The organism is Frigidibacter sp. RF13 (assembly GCF_026626305.1).
Lineage (GTDB): Bacteria > Pseudomonadota > Alphaproteobacteria > Rhodobacterales > Rhodobacteraceae > TMP-24.
The window spans coordinates 26790-40810 of record NZ_JAPNUE010000003.1 but is presented as its reverse complement, the minus strand read 5'-3'; the positions used below and the strand labels follow the sequence as shown (position 1 = coordinate 40810).

The 14021-nt window shown below is 64.6% G+C and carries 17 protein-coding genes; 8 read left to right on the top strand and 9 right to left on the bottom strand.

The window, feature by feature from the left end; translation table 11 throughout:
• Nucleotides 1-26 precede the first annotated feature (26 nt).
• Both OU426_RS08260 and OU426_RS08255 read right to left on the bottom strand, forming a co-directional pair.
• A complete protein-coding gene (locus OU426_RS08260; protein ID WP_267633467.1) occupies nucleotides 27-404 on the bottom strand; it encodes an HIT domain-containing protein in 378 nt (125 codons plus the stop codon).
• 7 nt (nucleotides 405-411) lie between these two features.
• Nucleotides 412-1989, bottom strand: a complete 1578-nt coding sequence (locus tag OU426_RS08255; protein ID WP_267633466.1) for a DUF5928 domain-containing protein — start codon at nucleotides 1987-1989, stop codon at nucleotides 412-414.
• A 140-nt stretch (nucleotides 1990-2129) separates the two neighbouring features.
• Here OU426_RS08255 and OU426_RS08250 point away from each other — a divergent pair, with 140 nt between their 5' ends.
• Nucleotides 2130-2948 (top strand): sulfotransferase family protein, encoded by an 819-nt coding sequence (locus tag OU426_RS08250; protein WP_267633465.1) that lies wholly within the window; start codon nucleotides 2130-2132, stop codon nucleotides 2946-2948.
• 29 nt (nucleotides 2949-2977) lie between these two features.
• On the opposite strand, the gene OU426_RS08245 is transcribed toward OU426_RS08250, so the two are convergent.
• Entirely contained in the window at nucleotides 2978-3658 is a 681-nt protein-coding gene (locus OU426_RS08245; protein ID WP_267633464.1) for a TetR/AcrR family transcriptional regulator, read from the bottom strand.
• Between the two features lie 35 nt (nucleotides 3659-3693).
• Here OU426_RS08245 and OU426_RS08240 point away from each other — a divergent pair, with 35 nt between their 5' ends.
• The gene (locus OU426_RS08240) at nucleotides 3694-4299 is read left to right on the top strand and encodes an SDR family oxidoreductase (protein WP_267633463.1); all 606 of its coding nucleotides are present in this window, start codon (nucleotides 3694-3696) and stop codon (nucleotides 4297-4299) included.
• Here the strand turns inward: OU426_RS08240 and OU426_RS08235 are convergent.
• A complete protein-coding gene (locus OU426_RS08235) occupies nucleotides 4246-4902 on the bottom strand; it encodes a TetR family transcriptional regulator (RefSeq protein ID WP_267633462.1) in 657 nt (218 codons plus the stop codon). The genes OU426_RS08240 and OU426_RS08235 overlap by 54 nt on opposite strands.
• Nucleotides 4903-4969: 67 nt before the next feature.
• Here OU426_RS08235 and OU426_RS08230 point away from each other — a divergent pair, with 67 nt between their 5' ends.
• From OU426_RS08230 to OU426_RS08220, 3 genes are all read left to right on the top strand, one after another.
• Nucleotides 4970-5290, top strand: coding sequence for a darcynin family protein (locus OU426_RS08230; RefSeq protein WP_267633461.1), 321 nt, complete (start codon nucleotides 4970-4972; stop codon nucleotides 5288-5290).
• Nucleotides 5287-6030: an SDR family NAD(P)-dependent oxidoreductase gene (locus tag OU426_RS08225; RefSeq protein WP_267633460.1), complete on the top strand. Its 744-nt coding sequence runs from the start codon at nucleotides 5287-5289 to the stop codon at nucleotides 6028-6030. The genes OU426_RS08230 and OU426_RS08225 overlap by 4 nt, the downstream gene beginning before the upstream one ends.
• Nucleotides 6031-6114: 84 nt before the next feature.
• Nucleotides 6115-7731, top strand: a complete 1617-nt coding sequence (locus OU426_RS08220; protein ID WP_267633459.1) for an FMN-binding glutamate synthase family protein — start codon at nucleotides 6115-6117, stop codon at nucleotides 7729-7731.
• A gap of 80 nt (nucleotides 7732-7811) precedes the next feature.
• Here the strand turns inward: OU426_RS08220 and OU426_RS08215 are convergent, their stop codons facing one another.
• The 3 genes from OU426_RS08215 to nth form a co-directional block, all read right to left on the bottom strand.
• The gene (locus OU426_RS08215; protein WP_267633458.1) at nucleotides 7812-8453 is read right to left on the bottom strand and encodes a VOC family protein; all 642 of its coding nucleotides are present in this window, start codon (nucleotides 8451-8453) and stop codon (nucleotides 7812-7814) included.
• A gap of 87 nt (nucleotides 8454-8540) precedes the next feature.
• On the bottom strand, nucleotides 8541-9530 hold the full coding sequence (locus OU426_RS08210) for an adenosine kinase (RefSeq protein ID WP_267633457.1): 990 nt from the start codon (nucleotides 9528-9530) through the stop codon (nucleotides 8541-8543).
• Nucleotides 9530-10174, bottom strand: coding sequence for an endonuclease III (nth, locus tag OU426_RS08205; RefSeq protein ID WP_267633456.1), 645 nt, complete (start codon nucleotides 10172-10174; stop codon nucleotides 9530-9532). The genes OU426_RS08210 and nth overlap by 1 nt, the downstream gene beginning before the upstream one ends.
• Before the next feature lie 106 nt (nucleotides 10175-10280).
• On the opposite strand from nth, the gene OU426_RS08200 reads away from it, so the two are divergent.
• The 3 genes from OU426_RS08200 to OU426_RS08190 all read left to right on the top strand — a co-directional run bounded on the left by OU426_RS08200 (nucleotide 10281) and on the right by OU426_RS08190 (nucleotide 12815).
• Nucleotides 10281-11129 carry a methylated-DNA--[protein]-cysteine S-methyltransferase gene (locus tag OU426_RS08200; RefSeq protein ID WP_267633455.1) on the top strand — a complete coding sequence of 283 codons (849 nt, stop codon included), beginning with the start codon at nucleotides 10281-10283 and terminating at the stop codon, nucleotides 11127-11129.
• A 144-nt stretch (nucleotides 11130-11273) separates the two neighbouring features.
• Complete coding sequence (locus OU426_RS08195) at nucleotides 11274-11942, top strand: YiaD family glycine zipper/OmpA-like lipoprotein (RefSeq protein WP_267633454.1); 669 nt, start codon at nucleotides 11274-11276, stop codon at nucleotides 11940-11942.
• A gap of 102 nt (nucleotides 11943-12044) precedes the next feature.
• Nucleotides 12045-12815 (top strand): FadR/GntR family transcriptional regulator, encoded by a 771-nt coding sequence (locus OU426_RS08190; RefSeq protein ID WP_267633453.1) that lies wholly within the window; start codon nucleotides 12045-12047, stop codon nucleotides 12813-12815.
• A 139-nt stretch (nucleotides 12816-12954) separates the two neighbouring features.
• Here the strand turns inward: OU426_RS08190 and OU426_RS08185 are convergent, their stop codons facing one another.
• Entirely contained in the window at nucleotides 12955-13509 is a 555-nt protein-coding gene (locus OU426_RS08185) for a F0F1 ATP synthase subunit B (protein WP_420712578.1), read from the bottom strand.
• A 5-nt stretch (nucleotides 13510-13514) separates the two neighbouring features.
• Nucleotides 13515-13997: a F0F1 ATP synthase subunit B' gene (locus tag OU426_RS08180; RefSeq protein ID WP_267633786.1), complete on the bottom strand. Its 483-nt coding sequence runs from the start codon at nucleotides 13995-13997 to the stop codon at nucleotides 13515-13517.
• Nucleotides 13998-14021 lie beyond the last annotated feature (24 nt).

The following is a 14021-nucleotide window of genomic DNA, read 5'->3' as shown; positions in this document are numbered from 1 at the left end:
CTAGCGATGGGCGCCGGGGTGACAAGTCAGCGGGCGAGCATCGGGCCAAGCGGCCGACCCGCCAGCAGATGCAGATGATAGTGCGGCACTTCCTGATGGCCGTGATCGCCCGCGTTCGACAGGATGCGGTAGCCCTGCCCGCCCGCGCCCGGGCTGAGGCCCAGCTTGCGGCAAATGTCCGCCGTGGCGCGGTTGAAATCGGCGATCTCCTCGTCGCTCGCCTCGGATGCGAAATGGTCGAAACACACATAGGGGCCTTTCGGGATCACCAGCACATGCACGGGCGCGCTTGGCCTTATGTCCTCGAAGGCGAGCGTATGGGCGGTCTCGATCACCGTCTTGTTCGGGATCTCGCCGCGCAGGATGCGCGCGAAGATATTGGTCGGGTCGTAGCTGTAGGCCATGATGCTCTCAGTCGGCAAAGAGATGGTCGGTCGCGGCAATCGCGCGCGCGGTCTCGGTGGGGATAGCAAGGAACCGCGCCAATGACACGGTGTTTTCCTCAATGTCCGCCCCTTCCCGCAGACGAAAGGTTCCCGGTAGCTCCGCATCACGGATCCGGTCGCTTTCGAAGCGGACGTCGAAACGGACTGTGGGTAGAAGCGCCTCCATGGTCTCGGGGCGCGTGGCAGGCCCGGCCAGACCGACGCGTTGGGCATGGCCCGTCAGGTACGCGTCAGAAAATTCGCACTGAATCTCCAGAAGCCGCACATTCGCGCGGTCGCCGTAGAAATCGCGGATCAGGTCGAAATCCGCCGTGTCGAGGCAGATTGCCATCCGGTCACGCCCGAAATGGTCGAAAAGCATCCTGAGAAGCGACCTGCGATGGCGGCTGCGCTTGGCCAGCGTCGTCTCGATCCCTCCAAGGTCAGGCAGCGCGGTCGCCTCTTCGGTGAAGAGATAGTCGAGCGCGGGAATATCGGTCTTGTCCCGGATCGCGGCGGTAAGGCGCTTGGCCACGTGCCATTTCTTGCAGGCAATGAGAAGAAGCGTGCGGTTCTGCCCGATCCCGCCCTCGGCTTCCCAGAAGCGCGGCGCGAACCGCCGCCCCGCGCGGCCCCGGCTGGTGAGAAACCCGTGAACCCTCTTGCCCTCGCCGGTGATGCCGAAGGGGACACCCGTCTGCCCGTACAGGTCGCCAAGCCGCGCCTTCAAATCCTCGGCTTCGGGGCTGATCTTGCGGGCGAAGAAGAAATCCTGAGCCAAAAGCATGTCATGCTGGTCGTTGTAGAAGGCCGCGGGCATCCCGTAATCGGTGAACATCAGGAAGGTGGGCGTACGGGTCCGGATCTGCGCCTCGGGAACCAGATGTCGGACGAGCGTCTGAAAGAAGGTTTCGTCCGGGATCCAGGTGGTGCGGAAGAAACGCACCACATCGGGCCGCGTCCGGCAAAACTCCAGCACCGCCTCGATCGTGCGGCGCCTGAGGCACCACCATTGGCTGCCGATCATGATCCTGAGGTCGGCCGGAATGGCGCGCGACAGGCCAAGGCGCTTCTGCCATTCGAAGCTTTGGTAGAACAGCCATTTCTGCGTGCGCTCGTTGAAGACATGGCGGTAGGTCAGCCGTTCCGCCCGCATGCCGGTCTTGATCCAGTCGCTGTCGAAGAAATCGAAGCTTTCGATATAGTCGACATCCTCATGGTCCAGCCGGTCGTGGATGAATTCCGCCGTCTTGATCGGCATGCAGTCGCCCGACAGCATGAAGAAATGGGTGGCGTCCGGAAAGGCCGCCTCGGCCGCCCGCACCGCGTGCAGCGAAGCGGCAACGAGGCTCCATTCGCCCCAGCCGCATTTGATGCGCCGCGCGGCAAAGGCGACCGAGGGATTATCTGCAAGCGCCGTGCGGATCGCCTGATAGGCGTCCGCCGGGGCGCGCCGGTCGAAATGGATCGAGACATAGTCGCCCGCCGCCGTCAGCCGCGTTGCCTGCGCAATGATCCCTGCGGGATCCTTGTGGCAGAGAAGTGTGTACGCGATCTTCGCCATTTGCCTTGCGGTTGCCCGATTTTAGCACTCATTTCCTGATAGATGGATTGCCCATTGAAAAGACAGTATTAGTTTGGTTCTGTCCTGAAAAAAGTACTTTCAACCCCTGGGTGTGACAGGGTGAAGCGAGGCGATCGGCGATGGGTTTCCCCGGAACCTGGATGACGGAAAGCGAAAGCATGGTCTATCGGGTGGTGCCGAAATGCGCCTGCTCGTCCATCGGCCAGATCATGTTCTATTCCGATCACGGTCGCTTCTTCGATGGCGATATCCATGATTCCACCGCTGGCCTGCACAAATGGGCGCAGGAAGACAGCCAGCCGAAGATCGAGGCCAATGTGAAGGGGCACAAGAGCTTTGCCTTCACTTGCGTCCGCAACCCCTACGGGCGCATCCTGTCCTCGTTCTTCGACAAGATCGCGGGCATCCAGCGCAACGGCAAACGCTATCGCGGCAATCTGGTGCCGATGCTCGCCCAGAAATACGGGATCGAGGTCGGCACGCCCGAGAACGGCTTCGATTTCGACCAGATCGCCAGCTTCCGGCGTTTTCTGCTGTTTGCGCGCGACACGATCCGCTGGCGCCGCCCGATGGAGCCCGACATCCACTGGTCGGCCATGTCGGGCCATATCTCGACCTACATCGTGAACGGCGGCCGATATGACCATATCTTCTTCACCGAAAAGTTCGACGAAGGCATGCAGAAGGTCCTCGACCAGGTGAAGACGCCGGTGCCGATCGTCTTGAAGGACGTGCCGCGTTTCAATGAAAGCGAAGGCCACGGGCCCAAGCGCGCCCATCCGATTTCGGCCTATTTCGACGATCTTTCACGGCATCTGATCTGGGAAATCTACAAGAAGGATTTCCAGCTTTTCCGCTACGATTTCGACGATCCCGACAACAAGATGCCGCTGGGTGACATCGACCTCGACGAGGTGCACGCCAAGCTTGGCCGTTGACTCCGAGACGGGCGCGCGGTCTTTCGGCACTAAGATTTGTCTGGTTCACCAGCGTCGCCGCCGACCCTCGGGCATTCCTTGAGATAGCCAAGAACGGCGCGGGTAATCCGCCGCTTGATCGCATCGAAGTCGGGCCGACCGGCCGCGCAGGCCGCCATCACGATGCCGCGCGTGATGGCGATCGAATCCGCTGCCGCCTCGGCCGGGTCTACATAGCCGCGGCCCGCGAGGCAGGACACCATTGCCTCGCGCACCCGCCGCCGCCCTTCCCTCACCTCTGGGTCGCGCGGCAACTGCGCCTCGGCCTCCTCTAGCGCCGCCGTCAGCCGCGGCTCGGTCTCATATTGCCGGACCGCCTCTGCCATCTGCCGGGGGATCGCTTCTTTCAGCGGCAGGTGCCGGACCGCAGCGCCCACTTCAGCCATTCGTGCGCTCATGGTCAGCCGCATCCGCCGCACGAGTTCGGCAAGGATCGCCTCGCGCGAGGGGAAATACTGGTAGAGCGAACCTACGGAAACCCCCGCGCGCTCGGCCACCCGGTTGGTATTCATCGCACCCAGCCCATCCTCGCGAAGAATGCGAGTCGCCGCTTCGAGAATCGCCTCAAACGTGGCGCGGCTTCGGTCTTGGGCGGGCTTTTTCCTTGGTTTTACAAGGGTCTCCAACACAACCTCCGAAGGCGAGTAGAGAATGTGAGCATTTGCTCGCATTATCGGCCCATCCAATTCAGACGCAAGAGGCTCGGATGTTCGGGATGGAGGGTAACAGGGTCTTTGGCCGCAAGATTCTGGTCACAGCGGCAGCCACGCCTTTTGGACGCGCGGTCGCGCTTTGCCTTGCAGCGCGCGGTGCCGATGTGCTGGCCATCGATGTGGATCGCGCCCGCCTCGACGATCTGGCCTGGGACTCGGCCGGCAGCGTCGCCACGCGGCTCGGCGATGCGGCCTCCCCTGGCGACGCGTTCGAAATCGCGGCATGGCTCCGGTCCGATCATGTCAATCTTTCCGGGCTGATCGCCTGCCCGGCGCCTCTGGGAAAATCTCTGTCCGCCGAGTTGGCGCCACGGCTTGCACGTCTCCTCCGCGCAAATGTCGGTCCTTTCGCAGTGCTGGTGACTGGCCCTTCGACAGATCGTAGCGCGGCGGCCGAAAGCCTTGCGCCTTTCCGGGCCCGCGCTGTCCCGACGATCCATGCCCTTGCTCCCGAAGATCGGACACAGGCCGACAGCAGCAGGATGGCGGCAAGACTGCTCGATGGCCTTGACCGCGGGCGATCCACCCTGCGGCTTTCGGGACGATCACGGGCGTCGAGCCGCCCTTTCCTGCGCGCCTTCAGCCGCGCCGAGATCTAGAAAGGCCAGAACCGCGCGCTCGACCCGGGCGGTGAGCGCGGCCGCATCCTCCTCGCCCGCAATCACGGCCGTATCGACCAGCGCTTCGACCATCGCGGCGGTTTCCTGCGCGGCGGCGGCCGGTGCCTGCATCCCTGCCGACCGGCAGAAATCGGCAAGGATCGCATGGATCGCCTGCTTGAGCCTTGCTGTCTCCGCCTGAAGCGCCAGCGACCCTTCGGCCATCTCAAGCGCCGCCACGAGCCGTGGCCGCTGAAGGTGCGGCCCGATGGCCGCAGCGAGAAGGCGCCTTACACCGTCGGTGGCCGGAAGGCCACGCGCCGCTTCCCGGGCCTGCGCGAGGTCCGACAGAAGTGCAGCGCGTTTCGCTCGCACCAGTTCGGCCACGAGCGCGTCGCGGCCCGGATAATACTGGTAGAGCGTCCCGACCGACACGCCCGCGAGGTCGGCAACCCGATTCGTCGTCAGCCCTGCCAGGCCCTGCCGTTCCAGAATGCGAGCGGCGGCTTCCAGGATGGCGGCGCAGGTCGCCTGGCTGCGCGCCTGCTGCGGCAGTTTTCTTGGTCTTTCGGCAGGTGATCCGTGGGGGCTCTGGTCGGGCATGGATGCGAATGGCCAGTCGGGCTCTTGTCGGCATAGTGCTGCCTGCAGGAACCACAGGATGCAAGCGATGACCTACACATTCTTCCTGCTGCTGAAGGCCCGCCCCGAATGGCTGGCCCTGCCGCGCGACCGGCGCGGCATTCTTGCCGCCGACGCCTTCGCCGCGTCGCGCCTGAACGAGATCGGTCAGGTCCGGCATTTCGATGTCGAAGCCTTCAGCACCATGGCCTCGGATCTGATGATGATCACCACCGACAATCCCGGCGCCTATTATTTCGCCATGGAGCGGTTGCGCGATACGCCGCTGCTGACCGTGCCCTATTTCGACATTGTGGCGATCCTGCCTGCGGTCGAGAACGGGTTCCGGCAGTTCGAGGCGGCGGTATGACCGGCCACTACCGCAACCGCAAAATCCTGGTGACCGGCGCGAGCCGGGGGATCGGCCGGGAGCTTACGCTCCAGCTTCTGGCAGCAGGCGCCTCGGTGATCGCCGTTTCGCGCGAAACGAAGGGCATCGCCGCGACCGAGCCGGACCATATTCATCCCATCGCCTGCGACCTTGCCGACCCGGCCGACGTCGCACGCCTTGTCGAACGGGTGGCGCAGGACCATGCCGATCTGTCGGTCCTGATCAACAATGCGGGCGTCATGGTTCATACCGACCTGACCGATCCGCCCCCGGACCGCCGCGGCGAAGTGCTGCCCGAGATCGCGACGAACCTCACCGCCCCCATCCTGCTTTCGGTGGGCCTGCTGCCAACACTCGCCGCTAATCCGGGCGCGGCGATCTGCAATGTCACCTCTGGGATCGCCATCGCGCCGGTGCCCGATGCCGCGGTCTATGCCGCGACCAAGGCGGGGCTCCGGCATTTTACCCGCGCCCTGCGCTATCAGGTCGAGGATGCGGGCCTGCGCGTTCAGGTCAGCGAATGCGTGATGACGCTGGTCGCGACCGGCCTCTCGCGCGATGGCGGGCGGCGGCGCTACCCGCCCGAGCGCGCCGCGGCGGACCTTCTGGCAGGACTTGCCGCCGGACGGCGGGAAATCTGGATCGAGAAGGCGAAACTGCTTCGGCTGCTCGTGCGCCTCTCGCCCGCCCTGGCCAACCGGGTCATGCGGGGGCGCTGACGGGGGCGCTGATACGGCGATCGCCGCTTGCCTCGCGTCGCGCGCCGGTGCTAGCTCAACCTGCGCGACAGGGGAGACGGGCGTATGGGCAGACAATCACTGGAACGGTTCACGACCTTCGGCGCGGTGGCGCTCTTCACGCTTTTCTCACTGGGGCTCGTCGCCCTCTCGCCCTGGGCCTGGCTTGGCGTCGGCCTCTTCGGCCTTCTCACGCTGGTTGGCATCCGCGATGTCACCCAGACCCGCCATTCGATCCTCAGGAACTACCCCGTCCTCGGCCATATGCGCTTCATGTTCGAAGGGATCCGGCCGGAAATCCGCCAGTATCTGATCGAAAGCGATCATGACGAACTGCCCTTCTCGCGCGACGACCGCTCGCTCGTCTACCAGCGTGCCAAGGGGGTCGAGGACAAGCGCCCCTTCGGCACCCGCGCCCGGGTCTATGAGGCGGGCTATGAATGGATCACCCATTCGGTCCAGCCGAAGCACATCACCGACACCGATTTCCGGGTGCGCGTCGGCGGGCCGGATTGCACGCAACCCTATGACGCGTCGGTCTACAATATCTCTGCCATGAGCTTCGGCGCGCTTTCCGCCAACGCCATCCTCGCGCTGAACAAGGGCGCGAAGACCGGCGGCTTCGCCCACGACACCGGCGAAGGCGGCATCTCGCGCTACCACCGCGAGGGTGGCGGCGATCTTATATGGGAGATCGGCTCGGGTTATTTCGGCTGCCGCGCCAAGGATGGCGGGTTCGATCCCGACCGGTTCGCCGAACAGGCCGCCGATCCCCAGATCAAGATGATCGAGATCAAGCTGAGCCAGGGCGCCAAGCCCGGCCATGGCGGCGTGTTGCCCGCTGCCAAGGTCACGCCCGAGATTGCCGAGGCGCGCGGCGTGCCGATGGGCACCGACTGCGTATCGCCGCCCTCGCACAGCGCCTTTTCGACGCCCTTGGAATTCATGCATTTCATCGCGAGGCTGCGTGATCTGTCAGGTGGCAAGCCGGTGGGCTTCAAGCTTTGCATCGGTCACCGGCGCGAATTCATGTGCATGGTCAAGGCGATGCTGGAAACCGGCATCACCCCGGATTTCATCGTGGTCGACGGGAAAGAGGGCGGCACCGGCGCCGCGCCGCTGGAGTTTGCCAACCACATGGGCATGCCGCTCGTCGAGGGGCTGACCTTCACCCACAATACGCTCCGTGGCGCGGGGCTGCGTGACCGGATCAGGATCGGCGCCTCGGGCAAGCTGATCACTGCCTTTGACATCGCGAAGGCTTTTGCCCTTGGCGCCGACTGGGCCAATTCCGCCCGCGGCTACATGTTCGCGATTGGCTGCATCCAGGCGCAGGCCTGCCACACCAACCATTGCCCGGTCGGGGTCGCGACACAGGACCCGCTGCGCGCCCGTGCGCTGGTCGTGGGCGACAAGACCCAGCGCGTGGTGAACTTCCACCACAACACGCTGAAGGCGCTGGGCGAGCTGACCGGGGCCGCGGGCCTCGACCATCCGTCGGGCTTCCTGCCCCACCACCTGATCATGCGTGAAACCGACCGCGACATGGTCACCGGCGACGAGGTCTATCCCTATCTGCCCGACGGGTTCCTGCTGCGCGACGAGGAGGACCGCTTCGGCTATCTCCTCCGCTGGCGCCGCGCCAATTCGGCAAGCTTCGCGCCGATGGGGGCCTATGTGTGAGTGGTGATTGCGAAAGGCTGGATTGAGCCCTAAACTACTTGATGCTGCGCAACGCGCGAACGACCGTTAACTGGCCAGGCTTACCAAAGAGTGCGCAAGCCATCCGGCGTTTCGATTTCGGCTTCGTATCGAAACACCGCCCCGGCCCGTATCTCTGGTGGCCGGTCAATCTTCAAACCGTCATACGTGGCTCTGATCTCCTCTGGCTCCGGGTGCTGAAGGGAGAAGGAAATCAGACGTGCTCCAAGGTCGGGGATGTCCGACATCCGCGTCGGATCATCGCGGTGGTCAATCAGCGATGGAAGAACGCCGCCCATGGGCAAAGAACCATCAGCCGGAATGGCAAAGGCAAATTCGGGCTCGTTGAAGGGTAGCGGAACAACTTCTCCAAACTCAGATCGCCGGCGGACAAAGCCTTCAATCGAGGCAATTGCAGCAACCCATCCCCTCAGCCGACGCTTCCGCTCCCAGTCTGAACGAACTTGTCTCGGATCGTCGACGCCAAACCAACGCGCCCGCCCCGGATCAACGCCATCAGGATCTAGCGCAACAATCTCTAGATAGACGTTCTCGCCAAGTTGAAGGCGATGGTTATGAGTTCCCATGTACTGGTGTCGTGTTCCGAAAGGCACCTCGATTCCGAGACAATCGTTAACGTGCTCAACGCCCTCAGTCAGTGTGGGAGCAACTATCGTAAGATGATCAAGGGTTAACATGGCCATTCTGTATCATGGGATAGGATCACCTCGAAAGCGGCCATTCACCGAACGGCAAGCAAAGTCCGCTTCGTCCCGCATAGCGGACAGCCCTCAGATCAACCCATCCGCCCGGAACAGCGCCTTCACGTCCGCCTCGGGGCGCGGGCCGAAATGGCTGATGACTTCGGCTGCCGCGATGCAGCCCATGCGGCCGGCCTTCTGAAGGCTCTGGCCGGTGGCGAGGCCGTAAAGGAAGCCCGCCGCGAACTGGTCGCCCGCGCCGGTCGCGTCCACCGGCACCACCCGGTGCACCGGCACCTCGGCCCGCTCGGCGCCGCGCAAGATGATCACGTCGGCGCCTGAGCGGGTGCAGACGATCAGCGGGCAATCGGCGCGGGCCTGCGCGAGCGCCGCCTCCAGATCCTCGGTCTGGTAGAGCGAGCACCATTCATGCTGGTTGCCGATCACGTAATCCATCTGGTCATGCACCAGCCTGCGGAAATCCGCCCGGTGCCGGTCGACGCAGAACGGATCCGATAGCGAAATCCCCGCCTTGCCGCCCGCCTTGTGGCAGGCCTCTGCCGCCTTCAGAAACGCAGCCTTTCCCTGATCCTTGTCGAAGAGATAGCCTTCGAGGAACAGATATTCGGCCGCCTTCACCACCGCGTCATCCAGATCGCCGGGGCCGAAGTCGGCGCCCGCGCCAAGGTAGGTGTTCATCGACCGCTCGCCATCCTGGGTGACGAAGATCATCGAGCGCGAGGTCGGCAATTCCGCCGTCGCAGAAGGAGGGTTCGGAAAGACCGTGCCTTCCGCCTCAAGCGACTTCGCATAGAACCGCCCCAGCGCATCATCCTTGACCTTGCCGATGAAGGCGGTCTTCAGCCCAAGGTTCCCGAGCCCGGCGAGCGTGTTGCCGACCGAGCCGCCCGGCGCCTGCACCCGTTCCTTCATCGCGCCATACAGCGTTTCGCCCCGCTCGCGGTCGACAAGCTGCATGATCCCCTTCTCGATCCCCATCCAGTCAAGGAAATCGTCGTCGCACTGGGTCAGCACATCGACGATGGCATTGCCAAGGCCCACGACATCGAAACGTTTCATCACAGGTTCTTCTCCTCAAAAGGGCAGAGATCGCGGATCAGGCAGGCCCGGCATTTGGGACTGCGCGCGGTGCAGGTATAGCGGCCATGCAGGATCAGCCAGTGGTGGGCGTGGCTTTGGAACTCGGCGGGGATATGGTCTTCGATGGCGCGCTCGACCTGATCCACATCCTTGCCGGGCGCGATGCCGGTGCGGTTGCCGACGCGAAAGATATGGGTATCGACCGCCTGCGCGGGCTGCTTGAACCACATGTTCAGGACGACATTGGCGGTCTTGCGCCCGACCCCCGGCAGCGACTGCAGCGCCGCGCGCGAGGACGGGACCTCGCCGCCATAGTCCTCGGTCAGAATCCGCGAAAGCTTGATGACGTTCTTGGCCTTCTGCCGGAAAAGACCGATGGTCTTGATATGCTGGGTCAGACCTTCCTCACCCAAAGCCAGCATCTTCTCGGGCGTATCGGCGATCTGAAAAAGCGCCCGCGTCGCCTTGTTCACGCCTGCATCCGTCGCCTGCGCCGAGAGCGCCACCGCGACCAGCAGCGTGAAGGCATTCACATGCTCGAGCTCGCCCTTCGGATGGGCCTCCGCCTCCCGGAACCGGGTAAAAATCTCGCGGATCGTGTGATAATCGAGCTGGCGCGCCATGGCTTCCTCATGCCCCGCGCGCATGGCACCGTGCAAGCAAAAACCCGCAAAATCCGGGTCGCGCGAGACGGTGCCCGGCCCTATTCTCTGGGCAAGGAGAAAAGACATGCAGATCGACAGTCTCTCGGACGCCTATCACTACCAGGTCATCGGCCGCGCGCTGCGCGAGATCGACTCGGCGGGGCAATCCGCCCTGTCGCTCGACGACCTCGCCCAGCGGCTGAAGATGAGCCCCGCGCATTTCCAGCGCACCTTTTCGGCCTGGGTCGGCGTCTCGCCCAAGCGCTATCAGCAGTACCTGACGCTCGATCATGCCAAGCGGTTGCTGGCCGAACGCTTCACGCTCCTCGATACAGCGCACGAGACCGGCCTGTCCGGCACCGGGCGCCTCCACGACCTGTTCCTGAGGTGGGAGGCGATGAGCCCCGGCGCCTATGCGGCGGCGGGCGAGGGCCTCGATGTCAGCTACGGCTGGTTTCAATCGCCCTTTGGCGAGGCCTTGGCGATGGGTACCGAGCGCGGCCTCTGCGGCCTTGCCTTTGCCGAGGAATGCGGGCGCGAGGCGGCCTTCGCCGACATGACCGGCCGCTGGCCCGCGGCCCGCTTCACCGAGCGCCCCGAGACGCTCCGCCCCTGGGTCGAGGCGGCCTTTGCACAGAAGGGCGAGGCGCGGCTTCTGATGATCGGCGCGCCCTTCCAGATCAAGGTCTGGGAAGCGCTTCTGCAGATCCCCTCGGGTCAGGTCACCACCTATTCCGAACTTGCCCGTGTCACCGGCCACCCGACGGCGCAGCGCGCGGTCGGCACAGCGGTGGGGCGCAACCCGGTCAGCTTCCTCATCCCCTGCCATCGGGCGCTGAGGAAATCCGGCGGGCTTGGCGGCTATCACTGGGGCCTGCCGGTAAAGCGCGCGATGCTCGCCTGGGAGGCGGCGCGGGCCGAGGAAGCCGCCTGAGGCGGGGCCGGTCGCTCGCCATCCCTCTGACATCCACGTCCGCGACTGGCAATTTTCCGCCGACGCGAAAGACGCAATGGATCGTTATTGCCTAACACAGGCGTTATGCAGAGCGTCAGCGCGTAAACAGCTTGGAGCTCATCGATGCGTCTCAATTCCCTTCTGATCGCGGGCCTCGCGGCGGTCGCCTTCCTGACCGCCTGCGTCGCACCGCAGCCCACCTACAATCCCAATGACCCGAACCAGCGCGCCAAGCAGGGCGCCTTGATCGGCGCCATCGGCGGTGCTGTCCTCGGCGCCGCGACGGGCGACGACAACGACAAAACCTCGGACCGCGCTATCGGCGGCGCCATTCTCGGCGGGCTTGCCGGTGCGGCCTATGGCAATTTCCTCGATAAGCAGGCGGCCGAACTGCAGCGTGATATCCAGACGAACGGCGTGCGGATCATCAACGAAGGCAACCGGCTGCGCGTGGTGATGCCCGAAGGCATCCTCTTCCCGGTCGACAGCGCAAGCGTGAACCCGGGCATCATGAACGACCTCTACACGGTCGCGAACAGCCTGCAGCGTTACCCGAACAGCCGCGTGGATATCGTCGGCCATACCGACAACACCGGTTCCGCCGCCTACAACCAGGACCTGTCGCAACGCCGCGCCGGTTCGGTCGCCGCTGTTCTGCGCAGTGCGGGCGTGTCGGGCGCGCGTCTCAACCCCTATGGCATGGGCGAGGACCAGCCGGTCGCCTCGAACCTGTCGGCGGCGGGCCGCGCCCAGAACCGCCGGGTCGAGATCATCATCATCCCGAACGGCTGATCCCGCCGGATTGCCGCGAAAGGGGCCGGGTCTTTCCCGGCCCCTTTTCGTTTGAACAATCCGCCGGGCGGTCATATGTCTTGACCAATTCCGGGGGGTAGCGTGCCGTTTCAGAAGATCGACTCCGAAAAGCTGTCGCAGACCGTCGTCCGCCAGATCGAACGGCTGATCCTGCAGGGCGTGCTGCGCCCCGGCGAACGGCTGCCGTCGGAACGTGATCTGGCCGAGCGGCTCGCGGTTTCGCGGCCCTCGCTGCGCGAGGCGGTCGCGGAACTGGAGGAGGCCGGGCTTCTGGCCACCCGTGCGGGGTCCGGCATCTATGTGGCCGAGGTTCTGGGATCGGCCTTCTCGCCCGCGCTGATCAAGCTCTTTTCCGTGCATGACGACGCGGTCTCGGACTATGTCGATTTCCGCCGCGACATGGAGGGGCTCGCGGCCGAGCGCGCCGCGCGCTTTGCCTCGGACACCGACCTTCAGGTGATCGACACGATCTTCGCCAGAATGGAGGCCGCGCATGCCAAGCGCGACCCGTCCGACGAGGCGGCGCTCGATGCCGAGTTCCACATGGCGATCATCGAGGCCGGGCATAATGTCATCATGCTGCACATGATGCGCTCGATGTTCGACCTCTTGAAGGCCGGGGTCTTCTATAACCGTCAGGCGATCTTCCGGCAGCGCCAGACCCGCGACACGCTTCTGGACCAGCACCGGGCGATCCGCGACGCGATCCTCGCGCGCGACCCGGTCGCGGCGCGCACGGCGGTCGAGGCGCATCTGACCTTCGTGCAGGATTGCCTGTCCGACCTGCGTCGCGCCGACCGCAACGAGGATGTGGCCCGGCTCCGGCTCCAACAGGAACAGACGCGCGGCTGAGCGGCGCCTCGTCGAGCACTTCGTGCACTCCTCGGCAACGGCGGCCAATCTCGCGAGGCGTGCACGAAGTGCGCGACGAGCGCGCCCCAACGAAAAAGGCCCGCGAAGATCGCGGGCCCTTGTTCTGGTAGGTTCAGGTTCAGTGAAGCTTCGCTTCGACCTCGCCGATCGCCGCATCGACGAGCTTGCCGCGCTCGGCCGCCGTCATCTCGCTCGCGATCAGGTCGCCCGCGGCAGCAACCGCCACCTGCACGGCGCGGTCGCGCACTTCCTTCACCGCGGCGGCTTCGGCCGATGCGATCTGGTCCTCGGCGGCCTTCAGGCGGCGCGCGATCGAGGCCTTCAGATCGACCTTGGCCTGTTCGGCCGCATCCATCGCCTCGCGCTTTGCGGTCTCGACGATCTGGCCCGCCTGTTCCTGCATCTCGCGCTTCTTCTGGTCGTAAGAGGCGAGAAGGGCCTTGGCTTCCTCATGCAGCGCCTTGGCTGCATTCAGATCGGCGCGGATCCCTTCGGCGCGCTTGTCGAGAAGCCCGCCGATCATGCCCGGCACTTTCAGCTTCAGGAGAAGTGCCACAAACAGGATGAAGGCAACCGTCACCACGAAGTTGGTGTTGCGGAGCGAGAAGAACGGCCCGCCAGCGGCCAGTGCCGGGGTGGCGGCGAACATCAGGGCGAATGCAAGTCTCTTCATGTCCGTCAGCCTTTCATCCGGGCCGCGACAGCCGCCGCGACGCTCTTGGCATCGGCCTTGCCGCCGAGGGCGGCAACGATGGCTTCGGCCGTGTCTTTGGCAACTTCGCTTACCGAGGCGACCGCGCCCGCGCGGATCTCGTCGATGCGCTTGGCGGATTCGGCGGCACGCGCCGCGATCTCGGCATCGGCCTTGGCCGTCGCCTTGTCGAGGTCGGCCTGAATCTCGGCCCGCGCGGCAGAGACGATCTTGCCCGCCTCGCTGCGCGCGTCGATCAGGGCCTGCTGATAGGCCTTCTCGGCCTCCTGGGCCTGATCCTTCAGCTTCTGCGCCATTTCCAGGTCGGAAGTAATCCGGCCCTGACGATCGGCAAGGATCCCGGCCAGACGCGGCAGCGCGATTTTCGCCAGGATGAAATAGAGAACGACCAGCGTCACCAGAAGCCAGAAGATCTGGTTGGGGAAGGTCGAGAAATCGAGTTGCGGCATGCCGGCGGATTCGGCCGCATGACC

What these genes read in the sequence shown, in the direction of transcription:
- OU426_RS08260 (WP_267633467.1), bottom strand. Translation starts at nt 404, where the DNA reads ATGGCCTACAGCTACGACCCGACCAATATCTTCGCGCGCATCCTGCGC.
- OU426_RS08255 (WP_267633466.1), bottom strand. Translation starts at nt 1,989, where the DNA reads ATGGCGAAGATCGCGTACACACTTCTCTGCCACAAGGATCCCGCAGGG.
- OU426_RS08250 (WP_267633465.1), top strand. Translation starts at nt 2,130, where the DNA reads ATGGGTTTCCCCGGAACCTGGATGACGGAAAGCGAAAGCATGGTCTAT.
- OU426_RS08245 (WP_267633464.1), bottom strand. Translation starts at nt 3,658, where the DNA reads ATGCGAGCAAATGCTCACATTCTCTACTCGCCTTCGGAGGTTGTGTTG.
- OU426_RS08240 (WP_267633463.1), top strand. Translation starts at nt 3,694, where the DNA reads ATGTTCGGGATGGAGGGTAACAGGGTCTTTGGCCGCAAGATTCTGGTC.
- OU426_RS08235 (WP_267633462.1), bottom strand. Translation starts at nt 4,902, where the DNA reads ATGCCCGACCAGAGCCCCCACGGATCACCTGCCGAAAGACCAAGAAAA.
- OU426_RS08230 (WP_267633461.1), top strand. Translation starts at nt 4,970, where the DNA reads ATGACCTACACATTCTTCCTGCTGCTGAAGGCCCGCCCCGAATGGCTG.
- OU426_RS08225 (WP_267633460.1), top strand. Translation starts at nt 5,287, where the DNA reads ATGACCGGCCACTACCGCAACCGCAAAATCCTGGTGACCGGCGCGAGC.
- OU426_RS08220 (WP_267633459.1), top strand. Translation starts at nt 6,115, where the DNA reads ATGGGCAGACAATCACTGGAACGGTTCACGACCTTCGGCGCGGTGGCG.
- OU426_RS08215 (WP_267633458.1), bottom strand. Translation starts at nt 8,453, where the DNA reads ATGGCCATGTTAACCCTTGATCATCTTACGATAGTTGCTCCCACACTG.
- OU426_RS08210 (WP_267633457.1), bottom strand. Translation starts at nt 9,530, where the DNA reads ATGAAACGTTTCGATGTCGTGGGCCTTGGCAATGCCATCGTCGATGTG.
- nth (WP_267633456.1), bottom strand. Translation starts at nt 10,174, where the DNA reads ATGGCGCGCCAGCTCGATTATCACACGATCCGCGAGATTTTTACCCGG.
- OU426_RS08200 (WP_267633455.1), top strand. Translation starts at nt 10,281, where the DNA reads ATGCAGATCGACAGTCTCTCGGACGCCTATCACTACCAGGTCATCGGC.
- OU426_RS08195 (WP_267633454.1), top strand. Translation starts at nt 11,274, where the DNA reads ATGCGTCTCAATTCCCTTCTGATCGCGGGCCTCGCGGCGGTCGCCTTC.
- OU426_RS08185 (WP_420712578.1), bottom strand. Translation starts at nt 13,509, where the DNA reads ATGAAGAGACTTGCATTCGCCCTGATGTTCGCCGCCACCCCGGCACTG.
- OU426_RS08180 (WP_267633786.1), bottom strand. Translation starts at nt 13,997, where the DNA reads ATGCCGCAACTCGATTTCTCGACCTTCCCCAACCAGATCTTCTGGCTT.